This is a genomic window from Mycobacterium sp. KBS0706 (genome assembly GCF_005938675.2).
Classification (GTDB): Bacteria; Pseudomonadota; Alphaproteobacteria; order DSM-16000; family Inquilinaceae; genus Inquilinus.
Genome location: NZ_VCCH02000002.1, coordinates 65655 through 81952 on the forward strand (window position 1 = coordinate 65655; position 16298 = coordinate 81952).

General features: G+C 70.8%; 15 protein-coding genes. 13 read left to right on the top strand and 2 right to left on the bottom strand.

Annotation, left to right across the window (positions count from 1 at the left end; translation table 11 throughout):
• Positions 1–9 precede the first annotated feature (9 nt).
• The 6 genes from FFK22_RS01360 to FFK22_RS01385 are packed head-to-tail and all read left to right on the top strand — an operon-like array spanning position 10 to position 6750.
• Positions 10–1602 carry an ABC transporter substrate-binding protein gene (locus FFK22_RS01360; protein ID WP_186002248.1) on the top strand — a complete coding sequence of 531 codons (1593 nt, stop codon included), beginning with the start codon at positions 10–12 and terminating at the stop codon, positions 1600–1602.
• Positions 1603–1604: 2 nt separating this feature from the next.
• Complete coding sequence (locus FFK22_RS01365; RefSeq protein ID WP_138886490.1) at positions 1605–2582, top strand: ABC transporter permease; 978 nt, start codon at positions 1605–1607, stop codon at positions 2580–2582.
• A complete protein-coding gene (locus tag FFK22_RS01370; RefSeq protein WP_138886489.1) occupies positions 2582–3409 on the top strand; it encodes an ABC transporter permease in 828 nt (275 codons plus the stop codon). Before FFK22_RS01365 ends, FFK22_RS01370 begins: the two co-directional genes overlap by 1 nt.
• Positions 3406–5019 carry an ABC transporter ATP-binding protein gene (locus FFK22_RS01375; protein ID WP_138886488.1) on the top strand — a complete coding sequence of 538 codons (1614 nt, stop codon included), beginning with the start codon at positions 3406–3408 and terminating at the stop codon, positions 5017–5019. The genes FFK22_RS01370 and FFK22_RS01375 overlap by 4 nt, the downstream gene beginning before the upstream one ends.
• Positions 5016–5948, top strand: coding sequence for a glyoxylate/hydroxypyruvate reductase A (locus tag FFK22_RS01380; protein WP_221938308.1), 933 nt, complete (start codon positions 5016–5018; stop codon positions 5946–5948). Before FFK22_RS01375 ends, FFK22_RS01380 begins: the two co-directional genes overlap by 4 nt.
• 13 nt (positions 5949–5961) lie before the next feature.
• Positions 5962–6750: a class II aldolase/adducin family protein gene (locus FFK22_RS01385; protein WP_138886487.1), complete on the top strand. Its 789-nt coding sequence runs from the start codon at positions 5962–5964 to the stop codon at positions 6748–6750.
• Here FFK22_RS01385 and FFK22_RS01390 read toward each other — a convergent pair.
• On the bottom strand, positions 6738–7460 hold the full coding sequence (locus tag FFK22_RS01390) for a GntR family transcriptional regulator (RefSeq protein ID WP_138886486.1): 723 nt from the start codon (positions 7458–7460) through the stop codon (positions 6738–6740). The genes FFK22_RS01385 and FFK22_RS01390 overlap by 13 nt on opposite strands.
• A 103-nt stretch (positions 7461–7563) precedes the next feature.
• Here FFK22_RS01390 and FFK22_RS01395 point away from each other — a divergent pair, with 103 nt between their 5' ends.
• Genes FFK22_RS01395 through FFK22_RS01405 form a run of 3 tightly spaced genes read left to right on the top strand, consistent with a single transcriptional unit; the run spans position 7564 to position 10899 of the window.
• Positions 7564–8595 carry a histone deacetylase family protein gene (locus FFK22_RS01395; protein ID WP_138886485.1) on the top strand — a complete coding sequence of 344 codons (1032 nt, stop codon included), beginning with the start codon at positions 7564–7566 and terminating at the stop codon, positions 8593–8595.
• The gene (locus tag FFK22_RS01400; protein ID WP_138886484.1) at positions 8595–9626 is read left to right on the top strand and encodes a phosphotransferase; all 1032 of its coding nucleotides are present in this window, start codon (positions 8595–8597) and stop codon (positions 9624–9626) included. Before FFK22_RS01395 ends, FFK22_RS01400 begins: the two co-directional genes overlap by 1 nt.
• Entirely contained in the window at positions 9619–10899 is a 1281-nt protein-coding gene (locus tag FFK22_RS01405) for an aspartate aminotransferase family protein (protein ID WP_138886483.1), read from the top strand. The genes FFK22_RS01400 and FFK22_RS01405 overlap by 8 nt, the downstream gene beginning before the upstream one ends.
• Before the next feature lie 3 nt (positions 10900–10902).
• Here FFK22_RS01405 and FFK22_RS01410 read toward each other — a convergent pair whose 3' ends face one another.
• A complete protein-coding gene (locus FFK22_RS01410) occupies positions 10903–11844 on the bottom strand; it encodes a LysR family transcriptional regulator (protein WP_138886482.1) in 942 nt (313 codons plus the stop codon).
• 188 nt (positions 11845–12032) lie between these two features.
• Between FFK22_RS01410 and FFK22_RS01415 the strand changes: the two genes are divergently transcribed.
• The 4 genes from FFK22_RS01415 to FFK22_RS01430 are packed head-to-tail and all read left to right on the top strand — an operon-like array spanning position 12033 to position 16281.
• Positions 12033–13118, top strand: a complete 1086-nt coding sequence (locus FFK22_RS01415) for an ABC transporter ATP-binding protein (RefSeq protein WP_138886481.1) — start codon at positions 12033–12035, stop codon at positions 13116–13118.
• A 45-nt stretch (positions 13119–13163) separates the two neighbouring features.
• Positions 13164–13877, top strand: coding sequence for an HAD-IA family hydrolase (locus FFK22_RS01420; protein WP_138886480.1), 714 nt, complete (start codon positions 13164–13166; stop codon positions 13875–13877).
• A 14-nt stretch (positions 13878–13891) separates the two neighbouring features.
• Positions 13892–15199 (top strand): FAD-binding oxidoreductase, encoded by a 1308-nt coding sequence (locus FFK22_RS01425; RefSeq protein ID WP_221938309.1) that lies wholly within the window; start codon positions 13892–13894, stop codon positions 15197–15199.
• A 41-nt stretch (positions 15200–15240) separates the two neighbouring features.
• Positions 15241–16281, top strand: a complete 1041-nt coding sequence (locus FFK22_RS01430) for an ABC transporter substrate-binding protein (RefSeq protein ID WP_138886479.1) — start codon at positions 15241–15243, stop codon at positions 16279–16281.
• The last annotated feature ends 17 nt before the right edge of the window (positions 16282–16298 follow it).

A 16298-nucleotide genomic window follows, 5' to 3' on the forward strand; every position in this document is an offset into this window, starting at 1 on the left:
GATCGAAGAATGGACATGCATGGCCTGACGCGGCGGCATCTGCTCGCCACCGCCGGGGCGGTCACGCTCCTGAGCCTCGCCGAGGCCCGCGCCCAGGGCGTGGCGCCCAAGGCCGGCGGCACGCTGACGACGGTGATCACGCCGGAGCCGCCGCTGCTGGTGCCCGGCGTGAACAACCAGGGGCCGACCCTGATCGTCTCCAGCAAGATCTATCAGGGGCTGATCAGCTACGCCCCGGACCTGACTCCCGTGCCGGCCCTGGCGAAGAGCTGGGAGCTGTCGGACGACAAGCTGACCTACACCTTCCATCTGCAGCCAAACGTGAAATTCCACGACGGCCAGCCGATGACGGCGGACGACGTGATCTTCTCGATCATGAAGTTCCACATGGAGCTGGCGCCCCGTGCCCGCGGCGTGTTCTCGAAGATCAAGGCGGCGGAGGCGCCGGACCCGCAGACCGTCAAGCTGACGCTGGATTCGCCGTTCGAGCCGTTCCTGCTGATGTTCGACGTCACCACCTGCGCCATCGTGCCGAAGCACCTCTATGACGGTACCGATTACCGCAACAACCCGGCGAACCAGCACCCGGTCGGCACCGGCCCCTTCGCCTTCGACGCCTGGCAGCGCGGCAGCTTCATCCGGCTGAAGAAGTTCGCCGATTACTGGAAGCCGCGGCAGCCCTATCTCGACCAGCTGATCTACCGGATCGTGCCGGACAGCCAGAGCCGGGCCCTGGCGCTGGAGACCGGCCAGGTCCAGATGACCCAGTTCAACGACATCGAGCCGTTCGACGTGCCGCGGTTCCAGCAGCTGCCGACCGTGATGGTCGAGACTACAGGCTGGGAATACTTCGCGCCGCTGATGTGGCTCGACCTCAACAACCGGGTGAAGCCGCTCGACGACGTCCGCGTGCGCCAGGCCATCAGCCACGCGCTCGACCGCGACTTCATCGTCAAGCGGCTGTGGTTCGGCGTCGGCAAGCCGGCGACCAGCCCGATCGCCTCGGCCACGCGCTACCACGACCCGGACGCGAAGCTGCAGGCCTATGACCTGGAGGCGGCGGCGAAGCTGCTGGACGACGCCGGGCTGAAGCCCGACGCCAACGGCGTGCGCTTCACCATCAAGCACCTGGCCATCCCCTATGGCGAGATCTGGTCGCGCCTGTCGGAATACATCCGCGCCTCGCTCGGCAAGGTCGGCATCCAGGTGGTGCTGGAGACGACCGACGCCGGCAGCTGGGCCAAGCGCGTCGGCGACTGGGACTACGAGAGCGCGATCAACTTCGTCTACCAGTATGGCGACCCGACCCTGGGGGTGGAGCGCACCTATGTCAGCAGCAACATCAAGAAGGTGACTTTCGCCAACACCGAAGGCTATTCGAACCCGGCGGTCGACACGCTGTTCGAGACGGCGCGCCTGTCCGGCGACCCCGAGGAGCGCAAGCAGGCGTTCTTCGAGGTGCAGAAGCTCCTGACCGACGAGGTGCCGGTGGTCTGGCTGATGGAGATGAGCTTCCCGACCATCCATGACCGCCGGGTGACCAACCTGATCACCACCGGAACCGGCGTGCACGCCTGTTTCGACGACGTCTTCATCGCCTGACCATGGCGCGGCTCCTGCTCCTGCTCGGCCGGCGCCTGGTCAAGATGGTGCTGGTCGTGCTGGCGGTCGCGGTGGTCAGCTTCCTGCTGATCCACGCCGCCCCCGGCGACCCGGCCAGCGTCATCGCCGGCCAGTCCGGCGCGGCCGATCAGCAGCTGGTGGACCAGCTGCGCCAGCAATTCGGCCTCGACAAGCCGCTGATCACCCAGCTCGGCATCTATCTCGGCCATGTGGCGCAGCTCGATCTCGGCTTCTCCTACCCGCAGCAGCGCAGCGTCGCCTCGCTGATCCTGGAGCGGCTGCCGGCGACGCTGCTGCTGACCGGCACCGCCTTCCTGCTGGCGCTGCTGGCCGGGGTGGTCGCGGGCGTGGTGGCGGCGCGCCATGCCGGGCGCTGGCTCGATAGCGTGGTCACGGTCGTCGCCCTGTGCTTCTACGCCACGCCCATTTTCTGGGTCGGGCTGATGCTGGTGCTGGTGTTCAGCGTCTGGCTGAACTGGCTGCCCAGCTTCGGCAGCGAGACCGTCGGCGCCGACCTGACCGGCCTCGCCGCGGTGCTCGACACGCTGTGGTACCTGACCCTGCCGGCGGTGACGCTGGGCCTGTTCTACATGGCGGTCTACGCCCGCATGACCCGTGCCTCGATGCTGGAGGTGGCGGACCAGGACCATATCCGCACCGCTCGGGCCAAAGGCGTGCCGGAGGGGCGGATCCTGCGCCGGCACGTGCTGCGCAACGCGCTGCTGCCGATCGTCACCCTGGCCGGCATCCAGGCCGGGCAGCTGGTCGGCGGCGCCGTGCTGGTCGAGACCGTCTTCGCCTGGCCCGGCATCGGCCGGCTGGCCTTCGACGCGCTGCTGGCGCGCGACTACCAGTTGCTGCTCGGCGTCTTCCTCTGCACCTCGGTGCTGGTGGTGCTGTTCAACCTGGTGACCGATCTCCTGTACCTGGTGATCGACCCGCGGGTGGAGGCGGTGTGATGGCCCGGGCTTTCCTGCGCCACAAGGGCGCCGTCATCGGCCTCCTGTTCCTGGTCGCGCTCGGCCTCATCGCCGCGCTGGCGCCGGTGCTGTTCCCGTTCTCGCCCTGGGACATGCAGGGCGCGCCCTTCACCCCGCCGGGCGAGGACCATTTCGTCCTCGGCACCGACTCGCTGGGGCGCGACGTCGCCGCCGGCATCGCCTATGGCGCCTCGGTCTCGATGCTGATCGGCGTGGTCTCGACCCTCGCGGCCGTCGGCATCGGTGTGCTGCTCGGCGCGCTGGCCGGCTATGCCGGCGGGCGGGTGGACGACCTGATCATGCGCTTCACCGAGATCTTCCAGACCGTGCCCGGCTTCGTCCTGGCCATCGTCGTGGTCGCGATCCTGACGCCCAGCCTGGGGTCGATCGTGGCGGCGATCGCCGTGGTCTCCTGGCCGCCGGTGGCGCGGGTGGTGCGGGCCGAATGCCTGTCGCTGCGCAGCCGCGAATTCGTCCAGGCGGCGGAGGTGCTGGGCCGGTCGCACGCCGCCATCATCTGCCGCGAGATCCTGCCCAACGTCGCCTCCTCGGTGGTGGTGCTGGCCAGCCTGATGGTGGCGACCGCGATCCTGCTGGAATCCTCGCTGTCCTTTCTCGGCCTCGGCGACCCCAACCTGATGTCCTGGGGTTTCATGATCGGCAGCGGCCGCAGCGTCATCCGCCTGGCCTGGTGGATGAGCGTCTTCCCCGGCGTCGCCATCTTCCTGACCGTGCTGTCGCTCAACCTGGTGGGGGAGGGGCTCAGCGACGCCCTGAACCCGCGCCTGGCGAGGAGGCGGGGATGAGCCTGCTCGAGATCACCAACTTGACTGTCGCCTTGCCGCCGGGCGGCGATCGGCCGGACGCCGTGTCCGACATCTCGCTGACCCTGGCGGCCGGCGAGATCCTGTGCATCGTCGGCGAGAGCGGGTCGGGCAAGTCGGTCTCGACCGCCGCGGTCACCGGCCTGCTGCCGAAGCCGCTGCCGGTCCGGTCCGGCCGCATCCTGTTCGAGGGCCGCGACCTGCTGGCGCTGAAGCCGGAGCAACTGCGCGCCCTGCGCGGCGCCCGCATCGGCATGATCTTCCAGGAGCCGATGACGGCGTTGAACCCGCTGATGCGGGTCGCCGACCAGATCGCCGAGGTGCTGCAGGTCCACGGGCAGCGCCCCGGCAACCGGGTGGCCGAGCTGATCGCGGCGGTCGGCCTGCCCGACCCGGCGCGGATCGCCCGGTCCTACCCGCACCAGCTGTCCGGCGGGCAGCGCCAGCGGGTGATGATCGCCATCGCCCTGGCGCTGGAGCCGGCGATGCTGGTCGCGGACGAACCCACGACCGCGCTGGACGTCACCACCCAGATGCAGATCCTGCGGCTGATCAAGTCGATCCAGCGCCGGCGCGGCATGGGGGTGATCTTCATCACCCACGACTTCGGCGTGGTGGCCGAGATCGCCGACCGGGTCGCGGTGATGCAGCATGGCCGCATCGTCGAGACCGGGACGGCGCAGGAGGTGCTGAACGCGCCCGCCCACCCCTACACCCGTGCCCTGATCCGCGCCGTGCCCCGCTTCGAGGGGCAGGCGCCGGGCGGCACGGCCGTCGGATCGGACGTCCTGGTCGCGGCGCGCGGCATCCGCAAGACCTACCGCTCGCACGGCCTGTTCCGGCGGCCGGCGACCACGGCGATCGACGGCGCCACCATCGAGATCCGGCGCGGCGAGACGCTCGGCCTGGTCGGCGAGAGCGGCTCGGGCAAGTCGACCCTGGCCCGGACGCTGGTGCGGCTGGTGCGTCCCGATGACGGCAGCATCGTGTTCGACGGCGCCGACCTGCGGCCCTTGTCGCGATCCGGCTGGCAGTCCTATCGCAAGCGCATCCAGATGGTGTTCCAGGACCCCTTCGCCTCGCTCAACCCGCGGCGGCGGGTGGGGGAGATCATCAGCGAAGGGCCGATCGCCCATGGCGTGCCGCGGGCCCAGGCCGAGGCGGAGGCACTGGCGCTGCTCGACCTGGTGCGGCTGGACCGCGCCGCCGCCGGCCGCTACCCGCACGAATTCTCCGGTGGCCAGCGCCAGCGCATCGGCATCGCCCGGGCCCTGGCGATGAAGCCGGAACTGCTGGTCGCGGACGAGCCGGTTTCGGCGCTCGACGTCTCGGTCCAGGCCCAGGTGCTGGACCTGCTGCGCGACCTGCGCCGGCGCCTCGACCTGTCGATGCTGTTCATCACCCATGACCTGCGCGTCGCGGCCCAGATCTGCGACCGGATCGCGGTGATGCGCCGCGGCGAGATCGTCGAGCAGGGCGAGACCGCCGCGGTCTTCGCCACCCCGGCGCATGACTACACGCGGGAGCTGCTGGACAGCATCCCGGGCCGGCACTGGACCCCGCCGGCCCTGGCGATGGAGCCGGCGGCATGAGCGCCCCCACGGTCCTGCTGCTCTCCACCACCCTCGACCTCGGCTATCTGGTCGAGCCGATGCAGGCCGCCCTGCCGGGCGCCGATGTCCGGCTGTGGCCGGATGTCGATCCAGATTCGGTGGAGATGGCGATCTGCTGGCGGCCGCCGGCGGGCGTGCTGGCCGCGATGCCGCGCCTCAGGCTGATCCATTCGATCGGCGCCGGAATCGACCACATCACTGCCGACCCCGACCTGCCCGACCGGCCGCTGTGCCGGATGATCGACGGCGCCATGGCGGCGGGGATCCGGGAATATGTCCTGTGGTCGGTGCTGTATTTCCACCGCGACTTCGACGTCGCCGCCCGCGAGCGCGAGCAGCGGCTGTGGCAGGCGCGGGCGCCGGTCCCGGCCGCCGACTGGACGGTCGGGGTGCTGGGGCTCGGTGCGATCGGCCTCGGCGTCGCCGCCGCCCTGCGCGGCCTCGGCTATAGGGTGCGGGGCTGGTCGCGCAGCCTGAAGCGGGTCGAGGGCGTGGAGTGCTTCGCCGGGCCGGAGGGGCTGCGGCCCTGCATTGAAGCCTGCGACGTGGTGGTGTCGATCCTGCCGCTGACGGCGGACACGCGGCGCCTGTTCGACCGGGCGGTGCTGTCGTGGCTGAAGCCCGGCGCCGCCTTCGTCAATGTCGGCCGCGGCGAGCAGCTGGTGCTGGACGACCTGCTGGCTCTGCTGGACGAAGGGCATCTGCGCGGTGCCGTGCTCGACGTCTTCGAGGTCGAGCCGCTGCCGCCGGACCACCCTGCCTGGCGGCACCCGGCGGTGGTGGTGACGCCGCATATGGCGTCGCGCACCGACCGCCGCGACATCGCCCGCCAGGCGGCGGAGAATTATCGCCGCGCCGTCGACCGGCAACCGCTGATCGGGCTGGTCGAACGCGAACGAGGCTATTGAGGAGGAAGCCCGGATGGACGGACAGATGACAGCAGTGCCGCCCGGCATGAGCGAGGCGGAGTGGCAGACCCGCTGCGACCTGGCGGCGCTGTACCGGCTGGTCGCGCATTTCCGGATGACCGACCTTATCTACACCCATATCAGCGCGCGGGTGCCGGGGCCGGAGGACCATTTCCTGATCAACCGCTACGGCGTGCTGTTCGACCGCATGCGCGCCAGCGACCTGGTCAAGATCGACCTCGACGGCCGGGTGGTGGGCCAAGGGGCGGGGGGCACCGACGCGGCGATGGACCAGGAGGTGAACGCCGCCGGCTTCACCATCCATTCGGCCATCCACGCCACCCGCCACGACCTGGTCTGCGTCATCCACACCCACACTGCCGCCGGCATCGCCGTCTCGGCCCAGAAGCAGGGCTTGCTGCCGATCAGCCAGCACGCGCTCAAGTTCTACGGCCGGCTGGCCTATCACGGCTATGAAGGCATCGCCCTCGACCTCGACGAGCGCGACCGGCTGGTGCGCGACCTCGGCGACCGCCAGGCGATGATCCTGCGCAACCACGGCCTGCTGGTGGGCGGGCGCACGATCCCGGAGGCGTTCAACCAGATCTACTATCTGGAGCGGGCCTGCCAGGCACAGATCCAGGCCCTGGCCGGCGGGGCCGAGCTGGTGCTGCCGCCGGAGGAGGTGCGGCTGCACACCGCCGAGCAGTTCCGCCGCGGCGCCACGCTGGAGCATTGCGAGAAGGGATGGAAGGCCGCGCTGGTCTTGGTCGAGGACGGGAAACCGCCCTACTGGTCATGAGCCGGCTCTTCCGCCTCCAGCAGCTTGTGCCGCAGGATGACTTCGCCGCCCTTCAGGATGTCCTGCGCGATCCCGCGCCGCGCTGCCGGGCCGTCGCCGGCGCGGATCGCCTCCAGCACCGGATAGTGATGCTCGATCATCGACCGGCCGCCGGCCTCGTAGAGCTCGGAGATCAGCGGCCCCATCCGCATCCACAGCGGCTTCAGGATGCCGGCCAGGGTCGGCAGCCCGGCGATCGCCGGCAACGCCAGGTGGAACTGCTCGTTCAGGGCGATGGCGGCGGCGGTGTCGCCACGGCGGATCGCGGTCTCGTTCTGGCGGATCAGCCGTTCCAGCAGCTTCAGCTCCTTCGGCGTCGCCCGCGCCGCGGCGCGCTCCGCCGCCAACCCCTCCAGCTCGATCCGGATGTCGCGGATCTCGAGATACTGCGCCAACGTCAGGGACGGCACGCGGATGTCGCGCAGGCTGCGCAGGATCAGCACCTGCTCCTGCACCAGCCGCAGGATGGCGTCGCGCACCGGCGTGACGCTGGTGCCCATCTGCTGCGCCAGGTCGCGGATCCGCAGCCTTTCTCCCGGCCGAAGCGCGCCTTCCATCAGCGCCGCGCCGAGCTTGGCGTAAACGATGTCGCCCAGATTCTCGTGGTCGATCGCGTCGAGGCCGGGCACCGGGCGGGGTTTATCGATCGTCGGGGGCGTCGTGCTGTCCATGCGGCGGGATGGTGCGAAGGGCTTCGATGATGCATCATACATCACTGACGCGGCGGCGGTCGAGGCCGGCGGCCCGGCGCCTTTCGACGAATGGGATGATCCGATGAAGGTCTTCTGGAACGACATCCAGCGCAGCCACGCGCCGCAGTTCTTCCTGCAGCGCGGCCAACTGCGCCGCAACTTCGAGGTGCCGGCCCGGGCCGAGGCGCTGCTGGCCGCGGTGCATGACATGAAGCTCGAGGTGATCGAGCCGCCGGCGGTCGACCGCGCCGCGCTGCAGTCGGTGCATGCGCCGGACTATCTCGACTTCCTGGAACAGGCCTGGGCGGAGTGGTCGGCGCTGCCCGATCACGGGCCCGAGCTGGTGCCGAACATCCATCCGAGCCCGGAGATGCTGGCCCAGGGCGCCCGGCCGTCCGGCACCATCGTCGGCAAGCTCGGCTGGTACACCGCCGACACCTCCTGTCCGATCGGGCCGCAGACCTGGGCGGCCTCGATCGCCGCCGCGTCCTGCGCCGTCGCCGCGGCCGACGAGGCGGCGGCCGGCTGCGCCGCCTATGCGCTGGCCCGCCCGCCGGGGCATCACACCTATGCCGCAAGGGCCGGCGGCCACTGCTACGTCAACAACGCGGCGCTGGCGGCGCAGCGGCTGCGCGACCGCGGTGCGGGGCGTGTCGCCGTGCTCGACATCGACGCCCATCACGGCAACGGCACCCAGGGCATCTTCTGGGACCGGGCGGATGTCTTCGTCGCCTCGGTGCATGGCGACCCGAACCGCTATTACCCCTGGTATGTCGGCCATGCCGGCGAGACCGGCGGCGGGGCGGGGGAGGGAGCCAACCTCAACCTGCCGCTGGCGCTGGGCACCGGCGACGAGGGCTGGCTCGCCGCGGTCGACCAGGCGGTGGCAGCGACCGAACGGGCCGGGGTCGATGCGGTGGTGGTCAGCCTCGGCTTCGACGCCTCGAAGGACGAGCCGCTGGCGGCGCTGCAGGTGACCGAGGACGGCTTCGCCCGCGCCGGCGAGAAGATCCGGGCGCTGGGCAAGCCGGCCGCGATCATCCAGGAGGGCGGCTATGCCGTCGATGTCCTCGGCCGGCTGCTGACGCGCTTCTTCGACGGCTTCTCCGGCTGATGACCGGGACCGACGACAGGCGGCTCTCGCCGGAGGATGCCGAGCGGCTGGTCCGTGCCCGCTGGGGGATCGCGGGGCGCGCCGAGGCCTTGAGCAGCGAGCGCGACCAGAACTTCCGGATCGAGACCGCTTCCGGGCGGAGGGTGCTGCTCAAGATCGCCGATCCGGCCGAGGCGCGGCAGGTCACCAATTTCCAGACCGAGCTGCTGCTGCATCTGGAGCGGACGGATCCGCAGCTGCCGGCGCCGCGCATCCTGCGCACGCCCGAGGGGGCGGCGGAGATCGAGATCAGCGCCGGCGCTCCGCTGGTGGCCCGGATGCTGTCCTTCCTGGACGGGACGCCGCTGGCGACGGTCGCCGCGCGCTCGCCGCGCCAGCGCCGGCGGATCGGCGAGCGGCTTGGCCGCCTCGGCACGGCCCTCGCCGGCTTCCGCCATCCGGCCGACGAGCATGAGCTGATCTGGGACATGGCCGGCGCGGCCCGGTTGCGCGACCTGCTGGGCGAGATCGAGGATGCGGACCGCCGGGCCCTGGCCGCGGCCGGCCTCGACCGGTTCGACCGGGTGGTGGCGCCGGCCCTGCCGGGGCTGCGCCGGCAGGTGATCCATGCCGACGCCAATCCCAGCAACATCCTGGTCGATCCGGCCGACCCCGACACGATCACCGGCCTGATCGATTTCGGCGACGCGGTGCGGACCGTGCTGGCCACCGATGTCGCCGTCGCAGCCGCCTATCACCTCTCCGACGGGGACGACCCGCTCGGCCCGGCGGGAGAACTGATCGCCGGCTACCACGACGCGCTGCCGCTGCAGCCGCAGGAGATCGATCTGCTCTGCGACCTGATGGCGACCCGGCTGGTGATGATCGTGGTCATCGGCGCCTGGCGCGCCCGGCGCCATCCGGAGAACCGGGACTACATCCTGCGCAACAACCAGACGGCCTGGGCGCGGCTGCGGCGGCTTGCCGATCTCGACCGGCAGGAAGCCGCCGGCCGCCTGCACAGGATCTGCCGGGAGGAAATCCATGGCTGACGACCGCACCGCCGCCCTGCGCGCCCGCCGAGACCGGCTGCTGGGCCCGGCGTATCGCCTGTTCTACGACGAGCCGCTGCATGTCGTGCGCGGCGAGAGCGTCTGGCTGACCGGCGCCGATGGCGAGCGCTATCTCGACGCCTACAACAACGTCGCCTCGGTCGGGCATTGCCACCCGCATGTCGTCGGCGCGCTGGCACGACAGGCGGCGGTGCTGAACACCCACACCCGCTACCTCTCGGAGGGCGTGCTCGACTATGCCGAGCGGCTGCTGGCGACCTTCCCGCTCGAGATCGGCCATGTGATGTTCACCTGCACCGGCAGCGAGGCCAACGACCTGGCCCTGCGGGTGGCGCGCACCGTCACCGGCGGCACCGGCGTGGTCGTCACCGACTGGGCCTATCACGGCGTGACCGTGGCGCTGGCGGAGATGTCGCCCTCGCTCGGCAGCGCGGTCCGGATCGGCGACCATGTCCGGCTGGTCGCGCCGCCGGACGCCTATCGCGAGCCGGGCGATGTCGGCCAGGCCTTCGCTGCGCGGGTGACCGCCGCCATCGAGGATATGCGCCGGCACGGCATCACGCCGGCGGCGCTGCTGGTCGATACCATCTTCTCCAGCGACGGCGTCTTCGCCGATCCCGCCGGCTTTCTGGCCCCGGCCGCGGCGGCGATGCGGGCGGCGGGCGGGCTGGTCATCGCCGACGAGGTGCAGCCCGGCTTCGGCCGCACCGGCGGCATGTGGGGCTTCGCCCGGCACGGCTTCGTCCCCGACATGATCACCATGGGCAAGCCGATGGGCGATGGCCACCCGATCGCCGGCATGGCGGCGCGGCCAGAAGTGCTGGCCGAGTTCGGCCGTCGGACCCGCTATTTCAACACCTTCGGCGGCAACCCGGTCTCGGCCGCGGTCGGCATGGCGGTGCTGGACGTGATCGAAGGCGAGGGCCTGGTCGCGAATGCCCGCGACACCGGCGCGGTCCTGCGCCAGGCGCTGCAGGATCTGGCGGTCCGCCACCCCGCCATCGGCGATGTCCGAGGCGCGGGACTGTTCCTCGGGGTCGAGCTGGTGCGCAACCGGGCGACGCGCGAGCCGGACGGCGTGTTGGCCGCCCACGTGGTCAACGGCCTGCGCCGGCGGCGGGTGCTGGTCAGCAGCTGCGGCCGGCATGGCAACGTGCTGAAGCTGCGCCCGCCGCTGGTCTTCGGGCGCGAGCACGCCGAGATCCTGGTCGACGCGCTCGACCGCACCCTGGCCGACACGGACGGGGCGTAGCTCTCAGAACGCCGCGGCGCCGACCCCGAGCTCGGGATAGAGCCCGTCGAGCACACCGATATCCGACCGGGTCTGGGCGATGATCCAGTCGCGGATCTCGGCGACGGCGGTGCGCATCGGCCGGGCCCGCGAATGCACCAGCTGGCACAGCCGCCCGGTGCGCATCAGGCTGCTTGCGGCGGGCACCAGTGCCCCGGTGCCGAGCCAGTGCGAGGACACCGTCACCCAGCCCAGCGCGATGCCCTGGCCCAGCAGCGCCGCCTGCACCACGATAGCGTAGTCGGAGAAGCTCAGCGTGCTCCGCGGCCCGGCGCGGTCGTCGCGGAGGTCCTCGAACCCGTCTGGCCAGCCGGGGTCGGAGCCGGCGAGGTTGATGATGGTGTTGCCGTCGCTCGCCGCCTTCTGGCGCTCGAGATAGGCCGGGCTGCAGATCGGCAGCATGATCTCGCGCATCACCAGCGAGGTCTCGTGGCCGGCATCGCCGCCGTCGACGAAGCGCATGCCGAGATCGACATCGTCGACCGGCCCCTGCAGCGGCCCGGCGATCAGCTGGAAGCGCAGGTCGACCGACGGGAACTCCTTCTGCAGCCGGTTGATCCGCGGCATCAGCCAATGGGTGGTGAAGGCGGTCGACAGCGACAGCGTCACCGTCTCGGTGCCGGTGCGCTTTGCCTCGATCTCGCGGATCGCGGCCTCGATGCTGCGGAACCCCTCGGCGATGCGGCGGTACAGCGTCCGGCCGTCCTCGGTCAGCACGATGCCGGCGGCGGACCGGTCGAACAGCCGCACGCCGAGATGGCTCTCCAGCCGGCCGAGCATCCGGCTGACCGCCGGCTGGGTGACGTTCAGCTCCGCCGCCGCCCGGGTGAAGCTGCCGCAGCGCGCCGCGGCCTCGAACACGAAGAGGGCATTCGACGAGGGCAGCATCCGGCGCAGCTGGGTCATGATCTGAGTTTATGGGCCGGCCAACCTTTTCGCAATTGCCTCGCCCCGGGTCGTTTGCTGTGATCTATCCACGACACAAGGATCCCGGCACGCGATCGCCCGCCTGGCGGAGAACGATGCGACGGATCCGGTGACGGCCGCTCATGCCGCCATGGCATGCGCGGCGCTCAGGGACAAGGCTCACGACCATGACGCAGCACGGCAGCACGGGCGTCTCGATCCGTTCCGTCAGCAAGCATTACGATGCCTTCCGCGCCCTCGACGATGTCAGCCTGACGATCGCGCCGGGCGAGTTCGTCTCGCTGCTCGGCCCCTCCGGCTCGGGCAAGACCACGCTGCTCAGCATCCTCGGCGGCTTCATCCAGCCAACGGCCGGGTCGGTCCGGTTCGGCGAGCGCGACGTCACCTTCACCCCGCCGCACAAGCGCGACATCGGCATCGTGTTCCAGAGCTACGCCCTGTTCCCGCATCTGACGGTGGGCGAGAACGTCGCCTTCCCGCTGCGGGCGCGGCGCCTGCCGAAATCGGGCTGGGCCGGCAAGGTGGCCGGGGCGCTGGCGATGGTCGATCTGTCCGGCTACGAGAACCGCCGGATCTCCCAGCTGTCCGGCGGCCAGCGCCAGCGTGTCGCCCTGGCCCGCGCCATCGTGTTCGAGCCGCGGCTGATCCTGATGGACGAGCCGCTGTCGGCCCTCGACAAGCAGCTGCGCGACACGATGCAGATCGAGCTGCGGCACCTGCACCGGCGACTGGGCGCGACCATCGTCTACGTCACCCATGACCAGCGCGAAGCGCTGACGATGAGCGACCGGGTCGCCATCCTGCGCGACGGCCGGCTGGTGCAGATCGACACGCCGGAGCGGCTGCACGACCATCCGGCCGACAGCTTCGTCGCCAGCTTCATCGGCGAGGCGGCGCTGCTGCCGGTCACCCGCGCCGGGCCCGACCGGGTGGCTCTGGGCGGCGCCGTGCTGCGCTCCGGCCGGCCGATCCCGCAGGGCGACGAACTGCTGCTGGCGGTGCAAACCGAGAAGCTGCTGATCGACGCCGGCGATGCCGGCGACGGCGCCAACCGGCTGTCCGGCCAGGTGTCGGAGATCATCTACCAGGGCGAGAGCCTGAAGGTGTTCCTGACCCTCGACGACGGCACCGTGCTCAGCCTGCGCCAGCCCAGCCATCACGCCGCGCGCAGCAGCGTCCCGCCGGTCGGCGGCCGGATCGCCGTCACCCTGCATCCCGAAGACACCATCGTCGTCCCGCGCGCGGCCGCCTGAGCCGGCGCCATTCCTCCCGATCCACAATCCGAGAAGCAGATATCCATGCCGTTCAGCGCCTTCAAAGTCCTCACCTTCGACGTCGTCGGCACCCTGATCGACTTCGAGACCGGAATCCTCGACTCCGTCCGGCGGATCGGCGGCCGCGCCGCGCAGGGGCTGAGCGACGACCGGATCTTCGAGGTCTACAAGCGTGGCCGCGACGCCCACCCGTACCGGTCCAGCGAGGCGATGTTCCATGTCTACAAATCGCTGGCGCAGGAGCTGGAGTTGCCGGCCGACGACCTGGCGGCCGGGGCCTTCCAGCTCGACGTGCTGCGCTGGCCGGCCTTCGCCGATTCCGCCGAGGCGCTGCGCCGCTTGCGCCGCCGCTTCCGGCTGGTGGCGATGACCAATGCCGACCGCACCGCCTTCTCCAGCTATGCCAACACGCTGGGCCAGCCCTTCGACGACAGCGTCACCGCCGACGAGACCGGCACGGCCAAGCCCGACCCGAACTTCTTCTCCTTCAACCGCGGCCGGCAATCGGCCTTCGGCTACAAATTCGGCGAGATCCTGCATGTGGCGCAGAGCCAGCACCACGACATCGGCGTCGCGCGCAAGCTCGGCTACAAGACCTGCTGGATCGAGCGCCGACAGGGGCAGCAGGGCTTCGGCGGCACCCCGGCGGTGCCGACGCTGACCACGCCCGACTTCCATTTCGCGACGCTGCAGCAGCTCGCCGACGCCGTCGAGGCGGCCGAGGCACGGGCCGCCTGACCGGACGCATACCGATGATGGCCCTTCCTTCCCCCAGGCTCGGCGTCAACTCGCTCTGGGCCGCGACCGCAGGCCCGGCGCCGTGCCTGCCGGCGCTGGACGGCGATGCCGCGGCGGATGTGGTCATCATCGGCGCCGGCTACACCGGCCTGTCGGCGGCGCACCACATCGCCGCCGGCGGGCTCGACCCTCTGGTGCTCGACGCCAATGCGGTCGGGTGGGGGGCCAGCGGCCGCAACGGCGGCTTCGTCTCCCCCAAGTTCCGCCTGTCGCTGCCGGCCATCGCCGCAACCCATGGCCGGGACATGGCGCGGCGAATGTACGAGCTGGGCCACGAGGCGGTCGACGCCGTCGAGGCACTGGTCGAGGAGTTCGGCATCGACAGCGCCGGCTTCGCCCGGGTCGGGCTGGTCAAGGCGGCGCACACCGAGCGGGCGCTGGTCGCCGTCGCCGCCGAGGCCGAATGGATGAAGGCCGAGATGGGCGACGGCCATATCAGCCTGCTGTCGCGCGACGAGGTCCGGGCGGAGCTCGGCTCCGACGGCTTCGTCGGCGGCGCGCTGACCCGCGGCCCCGGCTGCATCCACCCGCTGAACTATGCGCGCGGGCTGGCCGCCGGCCTGTCGGCGCGCGGCATCCGCATCCATGAGGACAGCCCGGCGCTCGCGATCCGGCGCGAGCGGGGGGCGGTGGTGGTGGAGACGCCGCGGGGCCGGGTGCGCGCCGCCCAGGCGATCATCGCCACCAATGCCTATTCCGACCTGACCGGCGCGACGCGGGAGATGCAGCGGACTCTGGTGCCGTTCCGCAGCGCCGTCCTGGCGACCGCGCCGCTGCCGCCGGACCTCGCCGCCAGCCTGCTGCCGACCCGCCGGATCTGCAGCGAGACCCGGCGGATGATGCGCTGGTTCCGGATCGTCGATGGCCGCTTCGTCTTCGGCGGCCGCGGCGCCTTCGGCAAGGCGGATTCGCCGGCCGCCTTCGCGGCGCTGCGGCGCGCCATGGTGGCGCTGTTCCCGATGCTGGCCGACATCCCGGTCGAATACAGCTGGTCCGGCCTTGTCGCCATGACGCTGGACTCCGTCCCGCATGTCGGGCGGCGCGACGACCGGCTGCTGTTCGCCCTCGGCTACAACGGCGCCGGCGTTGCCATGGCCAGCCTGATGGGCCGCTACCTCGCCGCCTTCGTGCGCGGCGAGACGCCGGATGTCGGGCTGCTCGACGCCAGGCGGCTGGCACCGGTGCCGTTCTATCCGCTGCGCGAGCCGGCGGTCCGCGCCGTCGCCGGCTGGTACCAGATGCTCGACGCCGTCGGGCTGTGAAAATGCCGGAGAGCCGGCCAACGAAACAGGGAGACAGGACCATGAGATCCAGGCTTCACCTCTTCGCCGCCGGCCTTGCCCTCGGCGCGCTGGCCTCGGGCGCCGCCGGCGCCGAGCAGATCACCTTCGTGTCGCAGGGCGGCGCCTATCAGGAGGCGCAGACCAAGGCCATCCTCGACCCGGCCGCCGAGTTGCTCGGCATCACCATCAACCAGGACAGCGCGCCCGACGCCTGGCCGGTGATCAAGACCCAGACCACCACCGGAAAGCCGATCTGGGACGTTGTCGACACCCCGACCAAGGACTGCGTCCGCGGCGGCGAGCAGGGCATGATCGAGAAGCTCGACTTCGCCAGGATCCCGAACGCCGCCGGCCTGCCGGACACCTACAAGACGCCGTATTCGGTGGCCTATGAGTTCTATTCCAGCGTCCTGGCCTACAACACCGAGAAATACGGCGACAACCCGCCCAAGAGCTGGGCCGATTTCTGGGACGTCAAGAAATTCCCCGGCACCCGGGCGCTGCGCAACCACCCGCTGGCGACGCTCGAGGCGGCGCTGCTGGCCGACGGCGTGGCGCCGGACAAGCTCTACCCGCTGGATGTCGATCGCGCCTTCCGCAAGCTGGAGGAGATCAAGCCGAACATCGCGGTGTGGTGGACCTCGGGCGCCCAGTCCGCCCAGCTGCTGGCCGATGGCGAGGCCGACATGATCATGGCCTGGAACGGCCGCGTCTCGGCCGTGGCCAAGGAAGGCGCCCCGGTCGGCTTCACCTACAACCAGGGCATGCTGCAGAACACCTCGCTGTGCATCCTGAAGGGCGCCCCGAACGCCGATACGGCGGTCAAGTTCCTCAACGCGGCGATCGCGCCGGACATCCAGGCCAACTTCCCGGCCTATATCGACTACGGCCCGGCCAATCCGGAGGCCTACAAGACCGGCAAGATCTCGCCCGAGCGCGCGGCGGAGATGCCGAGCTCGCCCGACAACGCCGCGAAGCAGGTGCTGGTCTCCACCGAGTGGTGGAGCTCCCCCGCCGGCGAGGAGGTGCTGAAGCGCTGGGCCTCCTTCATCCAGCAATAGCCCCGAGCGGTTGAAGC